This window comes from Flavobacterium fragile, assembly GCF_023634865.1.
Taxonomy (GTDB): Bacteria; Bacteroidota; Bacteroidia; order Flavobacteriales; family Flavobacteriaceae; genus Flavobacterium; species Flavobacterium fragile.
In genome coordinates this window covers 75,187-98,239 of sequence record NZ_JAMLJN010000004.1, presented here as the reverse complement: position 1 = coordinate 98,239, position 23,053 = coordinate 75,187, and the positions used below count along the sequence as shown (strand labels likewise).

Genomic DNA, 23,053 nt, shown 5'->3' with positions numbered 1-23,053 from the left:
TCTTAGCAATCTGCCATATTAACGGCTACTGCTAAGCCACCTTCTGAAGTTTCTTTGTATTTAGAATTCATGTCTTTAGCAGTCTGCCACATGGTATTTACTACTTTGTCTAATGGAACTTTAGCATTTTTTGCATCTGTCTCTAATGCTAATTCGGCTGCATTTATTGCTTTAATTGCTCCCATAGTATTTCTTTCAATGCAAGGAATTTGAACTAAACCACCAATCGGGTCACATGTTAAACCTAAGTGATGTTCCATTGCAATTTCGGCTGCCATTGTAACTTGAGCTGGAGTACCGCCCATTAATTCACATAAGGCGGCTGCGGCCATAGCACTAGATACTCCAATTTCTGCCTGACATCCACCCATAGCGGCTGAAATCGTTGCTCCTTTTTTGAAGATAGAACCAATTTCACCTGCGACCATTAAAAATTGCTTTATTTCTTTTTCGCCAGCGTTGTGATTTTCTATTACCAAATAATACATTAAAACTGCAGGAATAACACCAGCACTTCCATTAGTAGGTGCAGTTACCACACGACCTAATGAGGCATTAACTTCATTTACTGCTAAAGCAAAACAACTTACCCATTTTAAAATCTGACGGAATTTAACTTCGGTTTGTCTAATGATTTGCAACCAAGAATACGGATTATCATAAGGTAAAACTCCTATTAAGTTTTTGTGCATATCATAAGCTCTTCTCTTTACATTCAAACCACCGGGAAGAATCCCTTCGGAATGACAGCCTATGTACATACATTCCAACATCGTATCCCAAATTCGAAGTAATTCGTTGTGAATTTCTTCTTCACTTCTCATGGTTTTTTCGTTTTCGTAAACGATTTCTGAGATCTTTTTATTTTCCTTTTCACAATAAGCCAAAAGTTCATCTGCTTTTTCAATTGGAAAAGGGAAAGTGTGTAAAATTTCGTCTTTATGATTGTCTTCTTTTTCTTTTACTACAAATCCACCACCAATGGAATAGTAAGTTTCCGAATAAGTTTCGGTATCTGTTTTGGCAGTGAAACTTAGCCCATTGGCATGGAATGGTAAAAAGTTTCGATTAAAAATGATATCAGTTTCAAAACAAAATGGTATAATAATTTCATTTCCTAAGAATATCTCCTTTTTGTTTTTGATGGCAGAAATGATCACATCAATACTTTCTACTGGAATATATTCTGGGTCAGCACCACTTAATCCTAGCATAACTGCTAAATCTGTAGCATGACCTTTTCCTGTTAATGATAATGAACCATATAAATCAACTTTAACGCTTATTACATTGTCAATTAGATTGCGTTCACGCAATTCTTTTAAAAATTGTTCAGCAGCTCGCCATGGTCCAAGAGTGTGAGAACTTGAAGGTCCTACACCAATTTTTAACATATCAAAAACAGAAATACACTCCATAAATTTTTTAGTTTGTTATGGCAAATATACTTTTTAAAATTTGAATTATCCAATATATAAACGTGTTCAACTGTTATATTTTACTTAAATTGATGACATAAAATTTGATTTTCATATTTCATTTTTTTGTTCTTTTGCACAAAAAACAAATGCTAATAAACAAATATTTTTTGGCTGCTTTAAGCGCCTTCATCATCTGGGGATTTTTTAGTTTAGCTCTGAAGCCATTAGTGGATTATCCTTCACTAGATATTCTATTTTTCCGAGTTTTCATTGCTACTGCATTTTTATTAGTCATCAATTTGTTTTTCAGAAAATCAGTTGTTGTGAATGCGCAGAAAACCTTTAATCAACTTTCAAAGAAAAAACAAAAATCCGCTGTTATAATGACTGTTGTTGGTGGTCTTTTACTGGTATTAAATTGGTTTTTATTTATTTATGCCGTTAATCATGTCAGTTTACAATCTGCTTCTTTTGCTTATATCATTTGTCCTATTTTAACAACAGTTTTAGGATTTGTGTTATTAAAAGAAAAAATTGATGTTTGGCAATGGATAGCCGTTGGATTATGTGCTGTAAGTTGTGGAATTTTATCTTATGGAAATTTACAAGATTTAATTTACAGTGTTATTATTGCATTGAGTTTTGGTTTTTATTTAGTTTCTCAAAGAAAGAATAGTTATTTTGACAAATTCTTGATTTTAACAATCCAAATGGTTATTTCTTCGCTAATATTATTACCATTTTATCCTCTCTATGGCGGTGTTTTGCCAACTGAATTTCAGTTTTATTTTCTACTTTTAATCATTGTAATAGTTTTCACGATTCTTCCATTGTTTTTGAATTTATTTGCTTTAAAAGGCCTAAATTCCTCTACTGTTGGAATTTTGATGTATACCAATCCTCTAATTCATTTCTTTTTGGCGATTTTTTATTTTAATGAAACAGTTTCAGTGGCCCAAATCATTTCATATGCTTTAATTGTAATCTCGATTGTAGTTTTTAACCTGACGACTTTTAAAAATCTAAAACAGAATAGAGTGAAATAATTACCAATAAACGACAATTTGTCAGTTCATTTAGGCTGACAAAAGCTGTTTTCTGTCAATTTTCCTATTTTTTTGTAATGGCACAATCATTGAAATAACCAAATCGAGTTTAAAATTGAATTTAAAATTTAACAATTATAAAAATGAGTAAAATTATTGGAATCGACTTAGGAACAACCAACTCATGTGTGGCTGTTATGGAAGGTGGAGAACCTGTTGTAATTGCAAATGCTGAAGGTAAAAGAACAACACCATCTGTAATTGCTTTTGTAGAAGGTGGCGAAATTAAAGTTGGAGATCCGGCAAAAAGACAAGCAGTAACTAACCCTACAAAAACGATTGCATCTGTAAAACGTTTCATGGGGAATAAGTATTCTGAAAGTACAAAAGAAGCTTCTACTGTAGCTTACAAAGTGGTTAAAGGTGATAACGATACACCACGTGTTGATATCGATGGTCGTTTATACACACCACAAGAATTGTCTGCAATGACTCTTCAAAAAATGAAAAAAACAGCTGAAGATTATTTAGGTCATTCAGTTTCTGAAGCAGTTATTACTGTTCCAGCTTACTTTAACGATGCGCAACGTCAAGCTACAAAAGAAGCGGGTGAAATTGCAGGTTTAAAAGTAATGCGTATCATCAATGAGCCTACAGCAGCAGCTTTAGCTTATGGATTAGACAAACAAGGAAAAGACCAAAAAATCGCAGTTTACGATTTAGGTGGAGGTACTTTTGATATTTCGATCCTAGAATTAGGAGATGGAGTTTTCGAGGTATTATCTACAAACGGAGATACACACTTGGGTGGAGATGATTTCGACCAAGTAATTATCGATTGGTTAGCTAACGATTTTAACACTGCAGAAGGTGTTGATTTACGTAAAGATCCAATGGCATTACAACGTTTAAAAGAAGCAGCTGAGAAAGCTAAAATTGAATTATCAGCCTCTACTCAAACTGAAATTAACTTACCTTACGTTACAGCTACAGCTACAGGGCCAAAACACTTAGTTCAAACATTAACAAGAGCTAAATTTGAGCAATTAGCAGAATCTTTAGTAAAACGTTCTATGGAGCCAGTTGCTAAAGCTTTAAAAGATGCTGGTTTATCAGTTTCTGATATTGATGAGGTAATCTTAGTAGGAGGTTCTACTCGTATCCCAGTTATTCAAGAGCAAGTAGAGAAATTTTTTGGTAAAAAACCATCAAAAGGAGTTAATCCTGATGAAGTGGTAGCTATTGGAGCTGCTATTCAAGGTGGAGTTTTAACGGGAGATGTTAAAGATGTATTATTATTAGATGTTACACCACTTTCGTTAGGTATCGAAACTATGGGAAGTGTAATGACAAAATTAATTGAAGCAAATACAACTATCCCAACAAGAAAATCTCAAGTTTTCTCTACAGCAGCAGATAATCAACCATCGGTAGAAATCCATGTATTACAGGGAGAAAGACCAATGGCTAGTGATAATAAAACAATCGGTCGTTTCCACTTGGATGGTATTCCACCAGCACCAAGAGGAGTTCCTCAAATTGAAGTAACTTTCGACATCGATGCAAATGGTATCATCAAAGTTTCAGCTACAGATAAAGGAACAGGAAAATCGCATGATATTCGTATCGAAGCTTCTTCAGGATTAACTCCAGAAGAAATCGAAAGAATGAAAAAAGATGCTGAAATGAATGCAGAAGCTGACCGTTTAGCAAAAGAAAAAGCAGATAAATTAAACGAGGCAGATTCAATGATTTTCCAAACAGAAAAACAATTAGGTGAGTTTGGTGATAAATTATCAGAAGCTAACAAAACGGCTATCGAAAGTGCATTAACAGAATTAAAAGCAGCTTACGAAACTAAAGATGTAGCTACTATTACTCCAGCTTTAGATAAAATCAATGAAGCTTGGAAAAATGCATCTGAAGAAATGTACAAAGCACAAGCTGAAGGTGGTGCTGCACAAGCAGAACCTCAAGCAAATGCTTCTGGAGATCAAACTCAAGACGTAGATTTTGAAGAAGTAAAATAATTTTCTAATCGAAAATAGATATAAAACCGAATCAGAAATGATTCGGTTTTTTATTTTATTAAAGTTGCAGTTGATTTTTTTTATATTGGGAAAACCAAAATAAACATCACAAAATATCCTTTTTTTTTTTGATAGAATATTTGGCTCAAAAGAATTGGCAATCAATTACACATCTTTGTGATTCAAGAATTAAATTTTTTTTGATTCATGTAGAAATAAAAAAAGGGGAGAGTTGTTTCACTTTCCCCTTTATTTTGAAAACCAATTATTTCTTATTTTGGTTTCATTGCATTTTCAATTCTTGCTACTAAATCATTCAAATGGAATTTAGTTAATCGATCAGTAGAAACAGCTGCTGCTGCTTTTAATTGATTTTTCAATTCGTTTAATTGACCACGAGCAATTGATGGAATATCAGTATCTGCTAAAACAATTCTTCTTCCGTTGAAGAAAGCCACATTAGTTTTATCGCTAGACATGGTTTCAATTAATTTGGAAACATACAATTTTTGAAGATTTCTTCTGTAGATATCAATTGGAGCCTTTGTTCTTAATTCAGAGAAGATTCCTCTTCTTAAATCACTCATTAATTCATCTACAGAGTAATTTGCCTTACTTTGAGAAGATGTTTCTAATAAGCGCACTAATCGATCTCCAGCTAATAAACTTGATAATGTACCATCTTGAATAGATTTAATCGCTTCAACTCCGTTTTCAGGTTTAATTTTAGATAATACATTTTGATCTAATAACCATTTTGGAGTTTTAAATAATTGCTCATTTAAGAAAGCAACCGCTTCGTTTTGAATTGATGAAGGAACTACTTCATATTTGTTTCCTTCCATGTCATAGGTTTTTGGAGTTTCATAAATACCACCAACATTTTTAGTAACATGACCCATATAACGTCTGTACTGGCCTGTTAATGAGTTGTACAATCCGTTTAATTCATCATAATCTTCACCATTTTCTTTACTCCACTCAATTAAATTTGGTAAAATTCTTTTTAAGTTTTTGATTCCATATTCAGAAGCTTTCATGGCATTATCACCCAAATCTTCTGTTTGATAACGCGGGTCATAAGGATTTGTTTCAGTACCAAACCACAAACGACGATTTTTATAAGCATCTTTAGTCATTTCATTTAATAGTGCTTTTTCAGCATCTTCGTCTTTAGCGTCTTTGAAATAAGAATAACCCCATTTAATTGCCCATTTGTCGTAGTCACCAATTCTTGGGAATAAATCTTTTACACCATCTTCTGGTTGTGCCACGTAGTTGAAACGAGCATAATCCATGATAGAGGAGGTGTGACCATTTTTCTTTTGGAATTCAGGATCTCTTAACATTTCTACTGGAGTAGCAAAACTGGCTCCCATATTGTGACGTAATCCTAAAGTATGCCCCACTTCATGAGCTGAAACGAAACGGATTAATTCCCCCATTAATTTATCATCATATTTAATGTTTCTTGCAGCAGGATCAACAGCGGCTGTTTGGATTAAATACCAATCACGTAATAAACTCATAATGTTATGATACCAACCAATGTGACTTTCCAAAATCTCTCCTGTTCTAGGATCATGTACATTAGGGCCATAAGCATTTTGAATATCAGCAGCAAAATAACGTAACACAGAAAAACGAGCATCCTCTAAACTCATATCGGAATTGTTTTCTGGCCAGTATTCACCACGAATAGCGTTTTTCCAACCAGCAAATTCGAATGCTTCTTGCCAATCATCAATACCTTGCTTGATATATGGTTTCCATTTGTCTGGTGTAGCAGGATCTAAGTAATAAACAATAGGTTTTTTAGGTTCAATTAATTCACCTCTTTTTTGTCTTTCTGCGTCTTCTTCGTTTTTAGGTTCTAATCTCCATCTCACCGCAAAAATTTCTTTATCCGCTTTTTGAGAATCTTCTTCAAATACATCATAGTCATTTGCGAAATATCCTACACGCTTATCAAAAGCTCTTTTGCGCATAGGCTTTTGCGGTAACAAAATCATAGAAGTGTTAAACTCAAACGTTAAAACTCCTGCGTCTAATGCTGCTGGTAAGTCGGTCCCAATTCTTGGAGCAGGTGTCATAGAAATTTGTCTAGGAACAGTTGTGAAGGTTTTAACAGTTCTAATTTCAGTGTTAATGGGAAAACTTTTAATGCTTTGAATGAAAGAGCGATCCTTTTGAAAAGCTTGAATTTTTAGCATTTGTTTGTTCATAGGACTTAAAGAAAAAGTCTGTAAATCAGAATCAAAAGCAGCTGTCATGTCAATAACATAACCAATATTTTCTTTCCCTTTAGCATCTTTTTTGTATGCTAATATTTCATAATTTCCAATAATTGGGTCAGCACTTGAATTTTTTACTGCCTTTGTTATTGGTTTGTCTTCATCTGGTGTTGAAATCACATAAGTTATAGAACGTACCAAAATATTATGGCTCAGTCCTTTTTCAAACTTAATCACTTGTCTGTTTACTTCTTCACCACCAAAAATTCCACCACCAGCAGGTGTTTTTGAATATCTTGTAATGGTCATGATTTCTTTTCCTATTAAGGAATCAGCTACTTCAAAAAGATATTTATCTCCAACTTTATGGACATCAATTAATCCTTTTTGAGTAACTGCAGTAGAATCAATTACTTTTTTGTAAGGTTTAGGTTCTTTTTTTGCATCTGTTTTTTTTAAATCGGGTGCAACCGTTTCAGTAGTAGGTTTTTTTTTGTCTTTTTTCTTTTGGGCAAAAGTTTCAGCCGATAGAAAGAAAATGAAAAGACAACCTAAAAGTGTTAGTTTTTTATTCATTTTGATAAGTTTTAGTTTTCAAATTTATTCTAATCTTAATATTTTACCTTTCATATTATGTTTTTATTAAGAATTTTAACATTTGTTTTCTTTTTGATAGTATGTAAAGAATTGTTTTTTATATGCGTGCATAATATTTTAATTTCTTATATTTGACTTAAATTTTTATTTTATGGGAAAACAATCTTTGACTTCGCTATTAAATATAACTTACCCTGTTATTATGGCACCTATGTTTTTAGTTTCCAATACAAAAATGGTTATTGAAGGAATGAAAAGTGGTGTTGCAGGATGTATTCCAGCTTTAAATTACAGAACTTTAGATGAATTAAAAGCGGCTATTCATGAATTGAAAGCTGCGAAAGTTTCTGGAGGTAGTTTCGGTTTTAATTTAATAGTAAATAAGTCAAACGTAAAATATAAGGAGCAATTAAGAGTTTTATGTGAGGAAGGTGTTGACTTCATTTTGACTTCTCTTGGATCTCCCGAGGAAACCATTAGAGAGGCTCATAAAGTTGGAATTAAAGTGTTTTGTGACGTTACCGATTTAGCTTTTGCAAAAAAGGTTGAAAGTTTAGGAGCAGATGCTTTAATTGCAGTTAACAATCAGGCGGGTGGACACAGAGGAAATATTGATCCTAAAACTTTGATTGAGTTATTGAATGAAAATACTTCTTTACCAGTTATTTCTGCTGGTGGAGTAGGAAGTAAGGCTGATTTAGATAAAATGTTGAGTTATGGAGCGGTTGGAGTTTCAGTAGGTAGTCCGTTTATTGCATCAAATGAATCAGGCGTTTCTGAAGAATATAAACAAGCTTGTGTGGATTATGGTGCAAAAGATATTGTTATGACAGAACGAATTTCAGGAACGCCTTGTACAGTTATTAATACACCTTATGTTCAAAAAGTAGGAACTAAACAGACTTGGTTAGAAACTTTATTAAATAAAAACAAAAGTCTGAAAAAATGGGTCAAAATGATTCGTTTTTACATTGGAATGAAGGCTACTGAAAAAGCGGCTACACAAGTGACATATAAAACGGTTTGGGTAGCTGGACCAAGTATAGAAGATACGAAAGCAATTTTACCTGTTAAGGATATAGTAAAGAAATTGGTTTCATAATTATGAAACCAATTTCCTTTTAGTTAGTTTATTCGATTGCTATTTCAAAAGTTTTATCCCAATTTTTACCAGTAACAAAATATGTTTTTGTAGCTGGGTTGTATGCAATTCCATTTAATACATCAAGTTCGGCGTGTTTTGTAACTTTTGTTTTTAACTCGCTTAGATTGATAATTGCTTCTATGGAACCATTTTTAGGATTAATAATAGCAATAGCATCTTTCTGATAAATGTTTGCCCAAATTTTTCCATTAACCCATTCTAATTCATTTACTTGTTCAATTTTAGAACTATTGGTATAAACACCTATATAATCTTCAACTTTTAAAGTTTCTGGATTTAAAATGTAGATTTTTTCAGATCCATCACTCATATATAATTTCTCACCATCGTTGGTGATTCCCCAACCTTCGGTTTCAAATGAAAATGTTTTTTCTAATTTAAGTGATTTAGCATCGTACACAAAACCTGTTTTTTCTTGCCACGTTAATTGGTAGATTTTATCTTTTAAAACTGTTATTCCTTCACCAAAATATTTGTCTTCTAATTTAATTTGTTCAGTGACTTTACCAGTTTTATAATCGGTTTTTCGTAAAGTAGATTCTTTGTATTGTCCAGTTCCTTCTAATAAAACACCATTGTAAAATTCAAAACCTTGTGTATAAGCATTGATATCATGTGGATATGTATTCACGATTTTATAATTTAAAATCTTAGCTTCCGAACTTGCATAAATTGAAAAACCTGAAGTTATATCGATATTTTTTCCTTCAAAATAGACTAATGCTTTTATGATTTGATTACCTAATTTTTGATTGTTCAATGCAAAAGGTAATTTTTCGTTCCCTTTTACAGAACCAATTTTAGTATCGTTTAAATAATATACTACAGAATCTATTACTTTGTTTTCTTTGTTCTGTACAATTAGATCAATACTATTTTCTAATTTTAGAATAGGTTTAATACCAGAATTTTCTAGAGAAAATAAATTTTTTAATGCATTTTCGTCTTCTTTACATGAAGTTGATAGTATCCCTAAAGAGATGAAAGCAAGTAGTTTAACTTTGAACATGTTTAAAATATTTAGATAAATCAAATGTATGTTATTTTTATACCTCTAATAGACTTGCAAAAATATAAAAAGGTTGTATATTTGCACCGGCAAGTCCTACACGACCAGCTCCTGCAGACTCCTCCAGGGTGGGAACACAGCAAAGGTATGTGGTTGTAGCGGTGCGATGTAGGTCGCTTGCCATTTTTTGTTTAATAGTATTAATAATTTACATAGCTATTAATCTCTAAACCATAACCTATCATTCCCACTCTTTTTGTTGGTGCATTACTATTAGATAATAAATCAATTTTTGTAATATCTAAATCGTGTAAAATTTGTGCACCAATTCCAAAGTCTTTTGAATCCATTTTAATTTGTGGAGCCTTTAATTCACCTTGGCTTTGTAAAACTCTAAGTTCTGTAATACGATCAAGTAATTCTAAAGATTTTACTTCTTGATTTATAAAAACTATAGCTCCTTTTTCAACTTCGTTTATTTTACGGAAAATATCGTCTAGTTTTTTATCATTAGTATCGGTTAGAGTTCCTAATATGTCATTGTTGACTTGTGTTGTGTTTATACGAGTTAATACTGGATCGCCAGCATTCCAGGTACCTTTTGTCAGTGCTATATGTACTTGTTTGTTTGTTGTTTGTAAATAAGCACGCATTCTAAAGGTTCCAAAGCGGGTTTGAACATCAAAGTCTTCTTTCTTTTGAATTAAACTATCATGTTGCATTCGATAGGCTACCAAAGCTTCAATAGAAACTAACTTCAGATTAAATTTCTTTGCTACTTCTATTAGTTCGGGTAAGCGTGCCATTGTTCCATCTTCATTCATGATTTCTACAATAACTCCTGCAGGTTTAAAACCAGCTAGTCTAGCAAAATCTATGGCTGCTTCAGTATGTCCAGTTCTTCTTAAGACTCCACCTTGTTTTGCTATTAAAGGAAAAATATGTCCTGGTCGTGCTAAGTCAAAAGGTTTAGTTTCAGTGTCTATTAAAGCTTGTATTGTTTTAGCTCTATCTGAAGCAGAAATACCAGTTGTAACACCATTTCCCTTTAAATCAACAGAAACTGTAAAAGCAGTTTCCATATGATCGGTATTATTTCTAACCATAGCATGAAGTTCTAATTCTTTGCATCTAGATTCTGTTAGTGGAGCACAAATTAGACCTCTTCCGTGAGTAGCCATGAAATTAATCATTTCAGGTGTTACTTTTTCAGCGGCAGCAAGAAAATCACCTTCATTTTCTCTATCTTCATCATCTACTACTATAATTACTTTTCCTTGGCGGATGTCTTCTATAGCTTCTTCAATTGTGTTAAGTTGTATGTTATTTGACATTTCGTTAGTTGTTGTTGTCGTTATTTTGGGTTATTTTATTAAAAAGTTTTTTGAAAGGATCAGTTATCCAATCAAAATTGATCATGATACCAATGTCATTAGTAGCTCGATAAGTTAAAATTATAGCAAATGGAGTCATGAGTATCGAAGCCATCCAAGCTCCTAAAAAGGGAGGAATACTATCTTGTTGTGCTACTTTTCGTCCAAACGTATTAATAAAATGAAAAGTGATAAAAATTAAAACAGCAAATACAATAGGTAATCCTAATCCACCTTTACGAATGATTGCTCCTAAAGGTGCACCTATGAAAAACATAAGCAAACAAGAATAGGCAATTACAAATTTTTCGTGAATAGCTAACCAATGATTGTTAATATTCTTGGATTTATTTTCTAAGTCGGTTTTATTGCTTTGTATATAAAACTCAGTGCTTGTTACATTGTTTTTTGCAAATTCTAAAATCATATTTACTTCATTTGGTTTTAGAACTGAAAGTAAATTTTGACTCGTTTTGTCTTTTTCTGAAGATGTTTTATTAACAGAATTAGGTGATACTTTAGAATTGTTGAAGATATTATCGTTACGAGATACAATGTTATTAGCATATGATTTAATATCTTTTACATAACTACTTTCGAGAGAATCAATTGTGTATTTCAGTTCTAAAGATGTTAACATTTTTTCAGAGGTAATATCACCTTCATCAATCTCAGTTTGATTGAGTTTTGTTAAATCGATATTGATGGTATATTTTTTAAAACTACTTTTGGCAAAAGGAACACGATTACGTTCTTCAAACTTTTTAGGATGAATGTCTTCGTAATAGTAACCATCGTAAAGTTCTAATTGTAAATAATTAGAATCATCTTCACTAGTAAGTACTCCCTTTTTTGCTTTAATTATGGTGTTGGCACCTAAGCCCATATTGGTATTTTTAATATGCATAGTAACACCTTCCAAAAATTCACCATTGTCACCTGATTTTTTATCTACTTTAATATTTGATGTACCAATGGTATTAAATTGTCCCTCAGCAATAGCCATTGCGGGTTTTTGTTGTACAATATTTTTGCGAAGGTTTATAAATCGAAATTGGGCATCTGGAATTACATTATTGGCAAAAAAGAACGATACAAAAGCTAAAATCCCAATGGTAATGGTTAACATTTTCATAGCGCGTTGTAATGAAATACCTGACGATTTCATTGCGGCAAACTCATAATTTTCGGCAAAACTTCCAAAGGTCATGATAGAAGCTAATAGCACTGAAAGTGGTAACACTAGCGGAACAATCGTAGGAGCATAAAAAGATAAGAATTTGATGATAGTAAAGAAATCTAAATCTTTACCCGCCAATTCAGCAATGAATAACCAAATTCCTTGTAAAACGAATATAAAAAACAAGATTACAAATACCGAAGTAAATGTAATCATGAAGGATTTAATAATGTATTTATCTAAGATTTTCACCCGTACGAAATTAGTCTAATTTATTGATGTAATAATTAGGATATTTTGATTTGGTAAAGGTAAAATGATTTTTCGATAATGGCTGATTTGTTTTAAAAGAATTAACAGTCAAAGTTGTTTTTGTTCCATTTTTTCCAACTTCAATTACAGTGTAGATGTGTTTAGTTTGAACATCAATACCGACTAAGATTTCTTTTCTTTGATCCTTACTATTGTTTGGAGTTAATTTAACGTACTGAATTTTTCTTCCTTTTAAATTTTGAGGTATATCCCAACTGTATTTGTACCCTGTATTAAAGAAAGTCAACATCTTATTAGGCGTTATGGCATTTTCATCATTCGCATCAAAGTCAGCGATGGTAATTTCCTCATCTTCTGGTACAATTGTGTAGACTTTTTTTCCATCGAAAATTTTGGTTACACCCATAAAATTTAGGTTGTATAAATTGCCTTGTAAAGCAACATTTCCTTTACTTTCTTGGTTGATATTTTCTTTTGGATTATTTAAAGTATATTTAAAGTCAATCACAATGTTGTTGTACGATTTTACTTTAGCCGAAACTTCATCTAACAATTCTTTTGCCTTTTTAGCATCTTGAGCTTGTACAAAAAAACCAATAAGTAATGTGATTGCAACTTGTAAAAAACGTCTCATTTTAAAATTATTTGTTGTGTTCATTATTTAAAAAGTGTTCCAAAGCTATTAAATCAGGTATTAAAACGGAACGGGCTTTACTACCTTCAAAAGGTCCAACAATACCAGCGGCTTCTAATTGATCAATTAAACGACCCGCTCTATTGTAACCTAATTTTAATTTTCGTTGGATTAAAGAAGCACTTCCTTGTTGAGCTGTAACAATAACTTCTGCTGCTTCTCTAAACAAAGAGTCTCTTTCCGAAATATCTATATCAAGTTTTATGCCACTTTCTTCTCCCACATACTCTGGAAGTAAATAAGCTTCTGGATATGCTTTTTGCGAACCGATGAAATCACAAATCTTATCAACCTCTGGTGTGTCTACAAAGGCACATTGAACACGAGTAATATCATTTCCTTGTGTATATAGTAAATCACCTCGACCAATCAACTGATCTGCCCCTTGACTGTCTAATATAGTTCTGGAGTCAATTTTTGAAGTTACACGAAACGCAATTCTAGCAGGGAAATTGGCTTTAATAATACCCGTAATTACGTTTACCGAAGGACGTTGCGTAGCTATAATTAAGTGGATTCCAATAGCACGAGCTAATTGAGCTAAACGAGCAATAGGTGTTTCAACTTCTTTACCAGCAGTCATAATTAAATCAGCAAACTCGTCTACTACTAATACAATATAAGGTAAAAAACGGTGTCCGTTTTCTGGATTTAATTTGCGGTTTCTGAATTTTTCATTATATTCTTTAATGTTACGAACCATCGCATCTTTTAATAAAGAATAACGATTGTCCATTTCAATACACAACGAGTTCAACGTGTTGATTACTTTGGTGTTATCAGTAATAATAGCATCACCACCATCTGGAAGTTTAGCTAAATAATGACGTTCAATTTTATTGAATAATGTTAATTCTACCTTTTTCGGGTCAACCAATACGAATTTTACTTCCGCTGGATGCTTTTTGTAAAGTAGAGAAGTCAACACAGCATTCAATCCTACCGATTTTCCTTGACCCGTAGCACCCGCCATCAATAAGTGTGGCATTTTGGCTAAATCCACCACAAAGGTTTCATTAGAAATGGTTTTTCCCAAAGCGATAGGTAATTCCATTTCAGCAGTTTGGAATTTCGGTGAAGCAATAACACTCTTCATTGAAACCATTGTTGGATTGTTGTTAGGCACTTCAATACCAATAGTTCCTTTACCTGGAATTGGCGCAATAATACGAATTCCTAATGCCGCCAAAGACAAGGCAATATCGTCCTCTAAGTTTTTGATTTTAGAGATACGAATACCGGCATCAGGCACAATTTCGTACAAGGTTACCGTTGGTCCAACCGTAGCTTTGATTTGTGAAATTCCGATACTGTAATTTTTAAGCGTATCAACAATTTTATTTTTGTTTTCTTCTAATTCGGCTTGGTTAATGGTAATTCCGCCAGAAGAATATTCTTTTAATAAATCAATAGGAGGGAATTGGTAATTGGATAATTCTAATGTTGGGTCGAATAATCCAAAATCTTGAACCAATTTAGCGGCTAAGTTTTCTTCAACCACTTCCTCTTCCGCCACTTTTTCAATTACAAAAGCGTCTTCGTTTACGAAATCTTCTTTCGGAATGCTTCTGTCTTCGATTGAAAAATTAGTTACTTCTGGAGTTTCAACTTTTGGTTTTGGATCTAAAGTTAATTCCGATGCCGAAGCAATTGTTGGTTTTAAAGCCTCTTTGTTGATTTCGAAATTCGAAGGATAGGTTTTCAATTCGAAATTCCCCATTTCCTCTTCGTCTTCTGTTAAGATAAAATCGTCTTTAGAATTAGAAGGAGAGGTTAAAGGTAGATCGGTATTGATTTCATCTTCTATTTCCTCGTTTGCTTCTTCTGTTACTGGAACTATTGTATTTGCAGCAGCAATATCATCATTTAATTCGGCTTGTGGTTTTTCAAAAACTTTAGTAAAATTGTCTGGTGATAATTTAATTTTGAAAACTAAAAATAAAATAATTCCAAATAAAAGCACTAAGAAGGCACCTGTTTTTCCAATATAATCTTGAATATATAAATTCATTTCGAATCCAACAGTTCCTCCTAATTGTGGTATATATTCCCAGAAAAAACCTAGAATGATAGAAATGAAAATGATGAGATAAAAATCCCAAAAGAAACTTCTTTTTAGTTTTGATAAAGCCATATCTAATACCAAGTAAGCTCCCATTAAGAAAAGGATTCTCACAAAAATGAAAGACGCTACTCCAAAACCTTTATAAAGGAAGAAGTCAGCTAAATAGGCTCCAAATTTACCCAACCAGTTTTCAGCTTTAGCACTTCTATTGGCTAATTCAGATACGATGTTTTGATCGTTATTTCCTGTTATGAAGTAAGAAATAAAAGATAGCAACAAAGCTATAGAAAAGAAAATCAACAAAATACCGAAAATAAATTTCTGCTTACGACTAATTCGCCAAGAGAATTTTTCTTTGGTTTCAGTGGGAGAATTTACGGAATCTTTACTTGTTTTTTTGGCCATGTAAACGGAACAATTTTTACAAAAGTAGCTAAATTAAAACAAATACGGAAAATAAATAATGCATCCGATAGCAATAGCAGTCAAGGCAGCAAAAAAAACAGCTCCAGCAGCAATATCTTTAATAAAACCAATACGTTCATGAAAGTCTGGATGTACGAAATCGGCTATTTTTTCTACGGCTGTGTTTAAACCTTCAATTCCAAGAACTAATCCGAAAACTAATATTTGCATCATCCATTCAAAGCGATTTATGCCAAAATAAAGCCCAGCAAATGTCATTATGACGGCCAAAGATGATTGCACCATTACACTATGCTCTGTTGTTATCAATTTTATTGCGCCTTTAAACGCAAATCCAATGCTTTTTAATCTTCCTGTAAAAAGGGTTTCGTCTTTTTCGAATTTCATTTTTATTATTTAAATGTTTAAAACAGTCCTAAAATAATCAATTTAAGACTGTTAAAATCTTACAATACAGCCAAAGCTGCATCATAATTTGGCTCGTCAGCAATCTCTTGTACTTGTTCTGTGTGTAAAATTGTTCCGTTTTCATCTAAAACTATTACTACACGAGAATGTAACCCTGCTAAAGGACCATCAGTAATTTCTAAACCGAAGTTTTTTCCAAAACTTCCGTCTTTAAAATCAGATAGGTTGATAACGTTTTCTAATCCCTCTGAGCCGCAAAAACGTTTTTGAGCAAAAGGTAAATCTCTAGAAATACACAATACTTTCGTATTTGCTAAAGCACTTGCTTTTTCATTAAACTTTCTAACCGAAGCTGCACAAGTTCCTGTATCAACACTTGGAAAAATGTTTAATACTACTTTAGAACCAGCAAAATCAGATAAAGTTGCTGTTCCTAAATCGGTTTTTACTAAATTAAAATCAATAGCTTTAGAACCTACTGCTGGCAAATCGCCATTTGTGTGTACAGGATTTCCTCCTAATGTAATTGATGCCATACCTATTTTTTTTTTTTGAATAACAAAAGTAAAGAATAATTGGTTAAAGTTATACTTATCCTTTACTTAAGATTATTTTTTTTATTTTTAAAACTAAGATTTTATTTTTAGCGTAAATGCAATTATAAAACTTTAAAAAATAAAATATGAAAACGAACAAATTTTTTGCTACAGCAGTTGTAGCTTTCGGATTTTTAGTTGGAACAACTTCTTTTGCTCAAATGAAAGAAAAAACGGTTGAAGTAGGAGGTGCACCCATGTATCCAAGTAAAAATATTGTAGAAAATGCGGTTAATTCTAAAGATCACACTACATTAGTTGCTGCTGTTAAAGCTGCTGGATTAGTTGATGTTTTAATGTTAGAAGGACCATTCACTGTTTTTGCCCCAACAAATGCAGCGTTTGCTAAATTACCTGCTGAAACAGTTGAAACACTATTAAAACCAGAAAATTTAAAAATGTTACAAACGATTTTGACGTATCATGTTGTAGCTGGAAAAATGAATGCTAAAGACATTGATGCAGCAATCAAAAAAGGAAATGGAAAAGCTACTTTAAAAACAGTTAGCGGTGGTACATTAACAGCTTGGATGAAAGGTAAAGACTTATATATTACCGATGAAAACGGGAATAGTGCGAAAGTTACTATTGCCGATGTAAACCAAAAAAATGGTGTAATTCATGTAGTGGATACTGTGGTAACACCTAAATCATAATGCTTAAAATGTTTAGTTTAGTTTGTTAAAAGAAAAGCTCTGAATTTTAGTTCAGAGCTTTTTTATTTTATCGTTGCAGCCAATTCTTAAAATCAAAGAAATTCTGAGGCGCTACACCATGTCCCACAGGATATTCCTGATATTCCACTTCTAACCCTAAATTTTCTAAAGCTGGTTTTGCTTTTCGAGCCCATTCTACTGGGATAACTTGGTCAACCGAACCATGAGAAATGAAGAATTTTAAATGAGAAATTACTTTTGTATCGATAACTTCTGGCATAATTTCTTGATTGAAATAACCGCTCAAAGCGACTACTTTAGCCACTTTTTCAGGATAGGTTAGGGCAGTAGCATAACTTAAAATAGCACCTTGACTAAAACCAATCAAAGTTACATTTTTAGTATCAATTGGATATTGTTTAACTACTTCCTCAATAAAACCAGCAATTAGTTCTACCGATTGTTTGGCTTGAACATTATCCGAAAACTTATTTTCATCTGCATCAAAATGAATCGCATACCAAGCGTATCCGTAAGGTTGTAAATTATAAGGCGCTCTAACTGAAATAATGTAACAATCATCCGATAATTCGGAAGCAAAAGAAAATAAATCTTCTTCATTACTTCCATAACCATGTAGTAATAGTATTAGTGGATTTTTATCGTGTTTAATTTTAGGTTCTTGAATCAAATAATGTAAGTTCATATTTATTTTATTAAAAGTTTTTGAAAATGTTTTGATAGAATTCACCTAAAAAAGGTACAGGTTTTTGTTCACCATTTAAAGCACTCATAAAACCAAATAGCCATAAAATAAAAATAAACGTCCAAAAAGAAGCCGTTATCATCCAACTGTCAAAAAAACCTACTGGATAACCTAATAAAAAGAAAGTTAGAAAAATTCCTAATGCTTGCCGAATATGAAAACTAGCAAATACATTTTTATTTTCGCTATTCATGAAAATAGCTATTATGGTTCCAATAATAGTTATGTAGCTTATCCAAGCGGTTTGTTTTCCTTGTTCAATTTCGTTCATTTTTTATTATTATGAGTTTAAAATAAGTTGACCATTATTAAAAATTCCAATAGCTTTTCCTTTCATTTTTTGTCCTAAGAAAGCCGAATTTTTAGATTTTGATAAGATGTTTTCTTTTCCAAATGTCCAATTTTCTTCTGTTGTGAATAGTGAAATATCGGCTTTGTTGTTACTTATTATTGATGAATTTTCCACATTGAAAACCAGTTTATTAGCATTTAATTTTTCAACTACAACTTCAAGTGGTAAAATGGTTAGTAAAGCACCAAAAGCACTTTCTAAACCAATGGTTCCATCTTTAGCTAAATCGAATTCTAATTTCTTATGTTCAATATCTAACGGATTATGGTCAGAAGTGATGCAATCGATTGTACCATCTAAAACCGCTTCAACTAATGCTTTTCTGGTTGCTTCTTCGCGTAATGGAGGTAATACTTTGTATCGGGTATCAAATCCCATTAACACTTCGTCATTTAAAACTAAATTGTGAACGGCAACGCTACAAGTTACTTGTAATCCTTTTGCTTTTGCTTCTTTAATTAATTTAATACTTCCTTTAGTAGAAATCGTTGGGATGTGTAATTTTCCTCCTGTGTATTCTAGTAAAAATAAGTTACGAGCGACTTGTAATTCTTCGGCTAAAGCGGGAATTCCTTTCATACCTAGCTTCGTACTAATAACTCCTTCATTTGCAATTCCAATTCCTTTTAAAGTGCTATCTTGACAAAAAGCAATCAGCATGCCATCGAAATCTTGTACATATTGTAAAGCGATTTTTTGCAAGTTAGCATTTTGTAACGCTTTATTATAATCGCCAAAAGCGATTGCGCCAGCGTTTTTCATATCGAATAATTCCGCTAAATCCGTTCCTTCGCTTCCTTTGGTTAAGGCTCCGATGGGATATAAAGTTGTCGCTTGATTTTTAGCTCTGTCTAACACAAATCGCACTTGCGCTTGATTATCGATGGTTGGATTAGAATTGGGTTGTAACGCTACAGCAGTAAATCCGCTTTTGGCTGCGACTTTTAATCCGTTTTCAATAGTTTCGCGGTCTTCGTAGCCTGGCTCTCCAAAAGAAACCGAACTGTCCATCCAACCTTTAGAAACATGTAAATTTGGAATATTTATTACTTCAAAGCCTGAAGTAGTTGTGATTTCTTTTTCTATTTGAGTTATCGTTCCGTTTTCAATTTTAATGTCCATTACTTGGTTGTGAAACGGACTTGAAGCGTCGATAATTTTAGCTTGTTTTAGAATAACTTGCGTCATTTTACAAATTTTTGGATTAGTAGTTCTGTTATTAAAAATAGTAGTGTTGCGATGATAAACCATTTCCAAATTTCGTTGCTTGTGCGTTCCGAAGCAATGTCATTTAGAACGGTGGCTATGTTGTTAACTTTGGTGAAATTTTCAAAATTGGCAGTCGAAACTTGAGTTAAATCGCTTTCAGTTCTTGGATAGTTAAAGCTGATTTTCTTTAACGGATTGTTGGTTTTGATAACATCAAAATTTCCTGCTTCTTCTGGATAGTCACCAAACGATAATTTACATTTGGTATTTAAAATTTGTTGCATTGGAATGAAACTATAACCATCTTTTTGTATTGAAACCACTTCGTCTTTTGCTAAAATTGTTTCTAAAATTAGGTTTTCGTTTTCACCAATAGTATAAGCGTTAATTCCCGTTTTTCCTTGATTTTGTCCCATGTTGTAAAAGGTAGGAACAATCAATGGCGCATTTTGGAAGTTGCTATTCTGTTTATTAATCGGAGCCGAAAAAGCGTAAAATGATCCTAATCGATTGGTAGTTGAACCTACAAAAACCGAGTTGTCTTCGTATTGTAAAATATTCGTAATTCCTGATAAAGTGAAACTTTCTTTTACATTTGGATATTGGAAATTACTCACTTTTTTCTCAAAAACCGTTTGATATAACGGATGATTAAAGTTGATTTTAGTGATTTGTTTTCTAGAAGTAGAAAGTTGGGAATAACTCAATCCACCAAAGTTTTTTGCGAAAGCATTTAATAGACTTGGCGTGTTTTTCGCATTCGGAATCAAAACAATATTACCGCCTTTTTCGTAGAAGGATTTTAGTGTCGTTACTAAAGCCACTGGCAAATCTTCTAATTCGTTCAATACAATCGCATCTTGATTTTCAATTTGATTATAATCTAAGGTAGTCAATTCCGTGCTTTGGAAATTGAATTCGTCAGCCGTGAAAATGCGACTTAAGAAATTGTTTTTATCTGAATTTCCGATAGCAATTACATTTGCTTTTTCTGGTTTTGAAATGCTCAAATAGTAATCGTTGTCGTAGCTTAAGCTATTATCTTCGATACTGATATTTCCGTGGAAGTCGTTTTTTGGAATGGTGATTGCAATTTCTGTTTTTTGATTTTCAAATTTTGCAATGGTTTTTGCAATCGCTTTGTTATTGCTGAATACAGAAAGAGGCACTTCATTTTCGGTTTTACCAAAAGCTTGAAGCGTGATTTTCAATTCGTAAAACTGATCCAAAACTTGTGAAATGGCAACTTTATCAATACTGAAGTTGGTTTTGTTTTGTGCTTCGGGTTGGATGAAATACACTACATTATTTTCTGCTAAATCCAATGCTTTTTTACTTTCGGATTGAATGGCATCAGTAATGATAACGTAGTCTTTCTTGGTATTTTTCTTTTTGGTTTCGACTTGATTAATCAAATAATCCAATTGAAACGGCATTGCGGAATATTTTAAATTCTGTAATTCTTTTTGAATCGATTTGATATCGATGTCCCAAAAAACTTCGGAATTCGTAAGTAATGAGAATTGTTGGTTTTCGGGTAATTCTTCTAATAAATCTTGAATGCTTCTTTTTAGCAATTCGCCTTTAGCCCCTTTGGCTTGCATCGAAAACGAGTTGTCTAATAAAATGATAAGTTCATTTCCTTTGTTTGTAGTGTCTTTGGCGTCAAAAAAAGGTTGGGCAAACGCTAAAATTAAACAAGTTAACAACAATAGGCGAGTAGCTAACAACAACCATTTCTTGATTTTAGAACTTTTTCTAGTTTGAATTTGAAGTTCTTTAAGCAGCTTTACGTTGGTAAAATATTCTTTCTTAAAACGTCGTAATTGAAATAAATGCACCAAAATTGGTATAACCAACAGAAAAAGGAAATAGAGAATTTCTGGATGTTTGAACTGCATTTATAATTAGAATTTGTCAAAAGTACGAAATTCAATTTAGAATTTAGAATTTAGAATTCAGAAAATGTAGGGTGGTGGTTTTTTGGAACGCGGATGACAAGGATTTGTGAAATTTATGCGGATTTTTGCTGACAACCTAAAACTGACTACTGACCATTAAAATATTACCTTTTCTTTTTCTTCTCCGCGCGTTTTCTTTCCACAGCTCGGTTTCTGGATTCTGTTTTTCTTGGAGTACGTTTTCCTGGACCGCCTAGGTTGACTTTTTTGTTTTTGTCTTTCTTTTGATGGAAAGCATCGCCACCTTCTTTTTTAGGGGTTTTTAGTAAGAACTTCATTTTTTTCTTTTCCTTTTCGAAGTCTAAATAGCGTTCTTCTATTTTTAAATCTTCTGGAATAGGAAGTTCTTTGATTTCGGTATTCATTAATAATTCTACCTCAATTTTTGGTTCTACTTCACTTGGCGAAATCAAACTTATGGCAACACCGGTTTTATCAGCTCGACCTGTTCTACCGATACGGTGCATGTATTTTTCAGGTTCTTCGGTAAATTGTAAGTTAATAACATGGGTGATATCGGAAATATCTAAACCTCGCGCCATAATATCGGTAGTTACTAAACCTCTTAATTCGCCCGCTTGAAAAGCTGCCATCGTATTCAAACGATAGTTTTGTGATTTATTCGAGTGAATAACTCCAAATTGCTCTGGAAATTCGCTTTCTAAGGTTTCGGAAACCAATTCTACAATACGTTTGTTGTTTACGAAAATCAACACACGGTCCATTCCCTCAGTTTCGCGAATTAGGTGTTTTAGTAAATTTAATTTGGTTAAGAAATTCGGAACTTGGTATACAATTTGTTCGATTTGTTCTAACGGAGTTCCACTTGGAGCTAAGGAAACTTCTTCTGGAAAATCGAAATATTCGTCTAACATTTCATCTACTTCTTCGGTCATGGTTGCCGAGAATAATATGTTTTGTTTTTTGCCACGCATCATGGTCAATATTGACGTTAATTGAGCACGGAACCCTAAGTTTAAGATTTCGTCAAACTCGTCAATGACTAATTTTTGCAAGGCATCAAAACGTAAAACACCGTCAAGCGCTAAATCCATTACACGACCTGGCGTTCCTACTAAAATATCCACTCCTTCAGCTAGTGCTTTTCGTTGTGTATTAATGTTTACACCACCATAAATTCCAAGTGTTCGCACACTCATGTATTTGGTTAGTTTTTCCACTTCTTCTGCAACTTGCACTACTAATTCACGTGTTGGAACCAAGATAACCACTCTTGGTGATTCATTATTTTGAAATTTCCATTGTTTTAAAATAGGTAATAAGTAGGCGAAAGTTTTGCCTGTTCCCGTTTGTGCAATTCCCATTACGTCTCTTCCTGATAGAATTACAGCATGCGATTTTTCTTGAATAGGTGTAGCGTGCACAAAACCTAATTCGTCTAATGCTTTTTGTAATGATTTTGGTAAATCGAATTCTAAGAAAGTTTTCATATGTGTAAATAAAATTGTTCGCAAAGGTAAGGAAAGTTTTTTGAATCGTATTTGCTACCTTATCTAACACCAAATTGCTAGTTTTTGGTTAATTTATTAGTACTTTAGACTTTTGTACAATATTTTTGTAAAAGACTAGTT

Annotated in this window: 18 protein-coding genes and 1 other RNA gene; 5 read left to right on the top strand and 14 right to left on the bottom strand. The window is 32.8% G+C overall.

Annotated elements, in window-relative coordinates:
• Positions 1 to 2 precede the first annotated feature (2 nt).
• On the bottom strand, positions 3 to 1,418 hold the full coding sequence (locus tag NAT47_RS06230) for an L-serine ammonia-lyase (RefSeq protein ID WP_250581481.1): 1,416 nt from the start codon (positions 1,416 to 1,418) through the stop codon (positions 3 to 5).
• Between the two features lie 149 nt (positions 1,419 to 1,567).
• Between NAT47_RS06230 and NAT47_RS06225 the strand changes: the two genes are divergently transcribed.
• Positions 1,568 to 2,467 carry an EamA family transporter gene (locus NAT47_RS06225; protein WP_250581480.1) on the top strand — a complete coding sequence of 300 codons (900 nt, stop codon included), beginning with the start codon at positions 1,568 to 1,570 and terminating at the stop codon, positions 2,465 to 2,467.
• Between the two features lie 143 nt (positions 2,468 to 2,610).
• The gene (gene dnaK, locus NAT47_RS06220; RefSeq protein WP_250581479.1) at positions 2,611 to 4,497 is read left to right on the top strand and encodes a molecular chaperone DnaK; all 1,887 of its coding nucleotides are present in this window, start codon (positions 2,611 to 2,613) and stop codon (positions 4,495 to 4,497) included.
• A gap of 272 nt (positions 4,498 to 4,769) precedes the next feature.
• On the opposite strand, the gene NAT47_RS06215 is transcribed toward dnaK, so the two are convergent.
• Positions 4,770 to 7,307 carry a zinc-dependent metalloprotease gene (locus NAT47_RS06215; RefSeq protein ID WP_250581478.1) on the bottom strand — a complete coding sequence of 846 codons (2,538 nt, stop codon included), beginning with the start codon at positions 7,305 to 7,307 and terminating at the stop codon, positions 4,770 to 4,772.
• 172 nt (positions 7,308 to 7,479) lie between these two features.
• Between NAT47_RS06215 and NAT47_RS06210 the strand changes: the two genes are divergently transcribed.
• Positions 7,480 to 8,430 (top strand): NAD(P)H-dependent flavin oxidoreductase, encoded by a 951-nt coding sequence (locus tag NAT47_RS06210; RefSeq protein WP_250581477.1) that lies wholly within the window; start codon positions 7,480 to 7,482, stop codon positions 8,428 to 8,430.
• Between the two features lie 28 nt (positions 8,431 to 8,458).
• On the opposite strand, the gene NAT47_RS06205 is transcribed toward NAT47_RS06210, so the two are convergent.
• Complete coding sequence (locus NAT47_RS06205; protein WP_250581476.1) at positions 8,459 to 9,502, bottom strand: glutaminyl-peptide cyclotransferase; 1,044 nt, start codon at positions 9,500 to 9,502, stop codon at positions 8,459 to 8,461.
• Positions 9,503 to 9,589: 87 nt separating this feature from the next.
• Here NAT47_RS06205 and ffs point away from each other — a divergent pair.
• Positions 9,590 to 9,687, top strand: an RNA gene (ffs, locus tag NAT47_RS06200) — signal recognition particle sRNA small type.
• Between the two features lie 15 nt (positions 9,688 to 9,702).
• Here the strand turns inward: ffs and ribB are convergent.
• The 6 genes from ribB to tpx are packed head-to-tail and all read right to left on the bottom strand — an operon-like array spanning position 9,703 to position 16,457.
• The gene (ribB, locus tag NAT47_RS06195; protein WP_250581475.1) at positions 9,703 to 10,836 is read right to left on the bottom strand and encodes a 3,4-dihydroxy-2-butanone-4-phosphate synthase; all 1,134 of its coding nucleotides are present in this window, start codon (positions 10,834 to 10,836) and stop codon (positions 9,703 to 9,705) included.
• Between the two features lie 4 nt (positions 10,837 to 10,840).
• Positions 10,841 to 12,271: an LptF/LptG family permease gene (locus NAT47_RS06190; RefSeq protein WP_250581474.1), complete on the bottom strand. Its 1,431-nt coding sequence runs from the start codon at positions 12,269 to 12,271 to the stop codon at positions 10,841 to 10,843.
• Between the two features lie 46 nt (positions 12,272 to 12,317).
• Entirely contained in the window at positions 12,318 to 12,962 is a 645-nt protein-coding gene (locus NAT47_RS06185) for a LolA family protein (RefSeq protein ID WP_250581473.1), read from the bottom strand.
• Positions 12,963 to 12,969: 7 nt separating this feature from the next.
• Positions 12,970 to 15,492, bottom strand: coding sequence for a DNA translocase FtsK (locus NAT47_RS06180; RefSeq protein WP_250581472.1), 2,523 nt, complete (start codon positions 15,490 to 15,492; stop codon positions 12,970 to 12,972).
• A 33-nt stretch (positions 15,493 to 15,525) separates the two neighbouring features.
• Entirely contained in the window at positions 15,526 to 15,900 is a 375-nt protein-coding gene (locus tag NAT47_RS06175; RefSeq protein ID WP_250581471.1) for a diacylglycerol kinase, read from the bottom strand.
• A gap of 59 nt (positions 15,901 to 15,959) precedes the next feature.
• The gene (gene tpx, locus NAT47_RS06170; protein ID WP_250581470.1) at positions 15,960 to 16,457 is read right to left on the bottom strand and encodes a thiol peroxidase; all 498 of its coding nucleotides are present in this window, start codon (positions 16,455 to 16,457) and stop codon (positions 15,960 to 15,962) included.
• 146 nt (positions 16,458 to 16,603) lie between these two features.
• On the opposite strand from tpx, the gene NAT47_RS06165 reads away from it, so the two are divergent.
• A complete protein-coding gene (locus tag NAT47_RS06165; protein WP_250581469.1) occupies positions 16,604 to 17,173 on the top strand; it encodes a fasciclin domain-containing protein in 570 nt (189 codons plus the stop codon).
• A gap of 67 nt (positions 17,174 to 17,240) precedes the next feature.
• Here NAT47_RS06165 and NAT47_RS06160 read toward each other — a convergent pair whose 3' ends face one another.
• The 5 genes from NAT47_RS06160 to NAT47_RS06140 form a co-directional block, all read right to left on the bottom strand.
• Entirely contained in the window at positions 17,241 to 17,879 is a 639-nt protein-coding gene (locus NAT47_RS06160; protein ID WP_250581468.1) for an alpha/beta hydrolase, read from the bottom strand.
• A 10-nt stretch (positions 17,880 to 17,889) separates the two neighbouring features.
• Positions 17,890 to 18,210, bottom strand: a complete 321-nt coding sequence (locus tag NAT47_RS06155) for a hypothetical protein (RefSeq protein WP_250581467.1) — start codon at positions 18,208 to 18,210, stop codon at positions 17,890 to 17,892.
• A 9-nt stretch (positions 18,211 to 18,219) separates the two neighbouring features.
• A complete protein-coding gene (locus tag NAT47_RS06150) occupies positions 18,220 to 19,479 on the bottom strand; it encodes a dihydroorotase (RefSeq protein ID WP_250581466.1) in 1,260 nt (419 codons plus the stop codon).
• Positions 19,476 to 21,401, bottom strand: coding sequence for a vWA domain-containing protein (locus NAT47_RS06145; RefSeq protein WP_250581465.1), 1,926 nt, complete (start codon positions 21,399 to 21,401; stop codon positions 19,476 to 19,478). The genes NAT47_RS06150 and NAT47_RS06145 overlap by 4 nt, the downstream gene beginning before the upstream one ends.
• A gap of 164 nt (positions 21,402 to 21,565) precedes the next feature.
• Positions 21,566 to 22,912, bottom strand: coding sequence for a DEAD/DEAH box helicase (locus tag NAT47_RS06140; RefSeq protein ID WP_250581464.1), 1,347 nt, complete (start codon positions 22,910 to 22,912; stop codon positions 21,566 to 21,568).
• Positions 22,913 to 23,053: the final 141 nt, after the last annotated feature.

Bases quoted from the DNA above. Each gene is read 5' to 3' on its own strand.
- NAT47_RS06230 (WP_250581481.1), bottom strand. From the start codon at position 1,418: ATGGAGTGTATTTCTGTTTTTGATATGTTAAAAATTGGTGTAGGACCT.
- NAT47_RS06225 (WP_250581480.1), top strand. From the start codon at position 1,568: ATGCTAATAAACAAATATTTTTTGGCTGCTTTAAGCGCCTTCATCATC.
- dnaK (WP_250581479.1), top strand. From the start codon at position 2,611: ATGAGTAAAATTATTGGAATCGACTTAGGAACAACCAACTCATGTGTG.
- NAT47_RS06215 (WP_250581478.1), bottom strand. From the start codon at position 7,307: ATGAATAAAAAACTAACACTTTTAGGTTGTCTTTTCATTTTCTTTCTA.
- NAT47_RS06210 (WP_250581477.1), top strand. From the start codon at position 7,480: ATGGGAAAACAATCTTTGACTTCGCTATTAAATATAACTTACCCTGTT.
- NAT47_RS06205 (WP_250581476.1), bottom strand. From the start codon at position 9,502: ATGTTCAAAGTTAAACTACTTGCTTTCATCTCTTTAGGGATACTATCA.
- ribB (WP_250581475.1), bottom strand. From the start codon at position 10,836: ATGTCAAATAACATACAACTTAACACAATTGAAGAAGCTATAGAAGAC.
- NAT47_RS06190 (WP_250581474.1), bottom strand. From the start codon at position 12,271: ATGATTACATTTACTTCGGTATTTGTAATCTTGTTTTTTATATTCGTT.
- NAT47_RS06185 (WP_250581473.1), bottom strand. From the start codon at position 12,962: ATGAGACGTTTTTTACAAGTTGCAATCACATTACTTATTGGTTTTTTT.
- NAT47_RS06180 (WP_250581472.1), bottom strand. From the start codon at position 15,492: ATGGCCAAAAAAACAAGTAAAGATTCCGTAAATTCTCCCACTGAAACC.
- NAT47_RS06175 (WP_250581471.1), bottom strand. From the start codon at position 15,900: ATGAAATTCGAAAAAGACGAAACCCTTTTTACAGGAAGATTAAAAAGC.
- tpx (WP_250581470.1), bottom strand. From the start codon at position 16,457: ATGGCATCAATTACATTAGGAGGAAATCCTGTACACACAAATGGCGAT.
- NAT47_RS06165 (WP_250581469.1), top strand. From the start codon at position 16,604: ATGAAAACGAACAAATTTTTTGCTACAGCAGTTGTAGCTTTCGGATTT.
- NAT47_RS06160 (WP_250581468.1), bottom strand. From the start codon at position 17,879: ATGAACTTACATTATTTGATTCAAGAACCTAAAATTAAACACGATAAA.
- NAT47_RS06155 (WP_250581467.1), bottom strand. From the start codon at position 18,210: ATGAACGAAATTGAACAAGGAAAACAAACCGCTTGGATAAGCTACATA.
- NAT47_RS06150 (WP_250581466.1), bottom strand. From the start codon at position 19,479: ATGACGCAAGTTATTCTAAAACAAGCTAAAATTATCGACGCTTCAAGT.
- NAT47_RS06145 (WP_250581465.1), bottom strand. From the start codon at position 21,401: ATGCAGTTCAAACATCCAGAAATTCTCTATTTCCTTTTTCTGTTGGTT.
- NAT47_RS06140 (WP_250581464.1), bottom strand. From the start codon at position 22,912: ATGAAAACTTTCTTAGAATTCGATTTACCAAAATCATTACAAAAAGCA.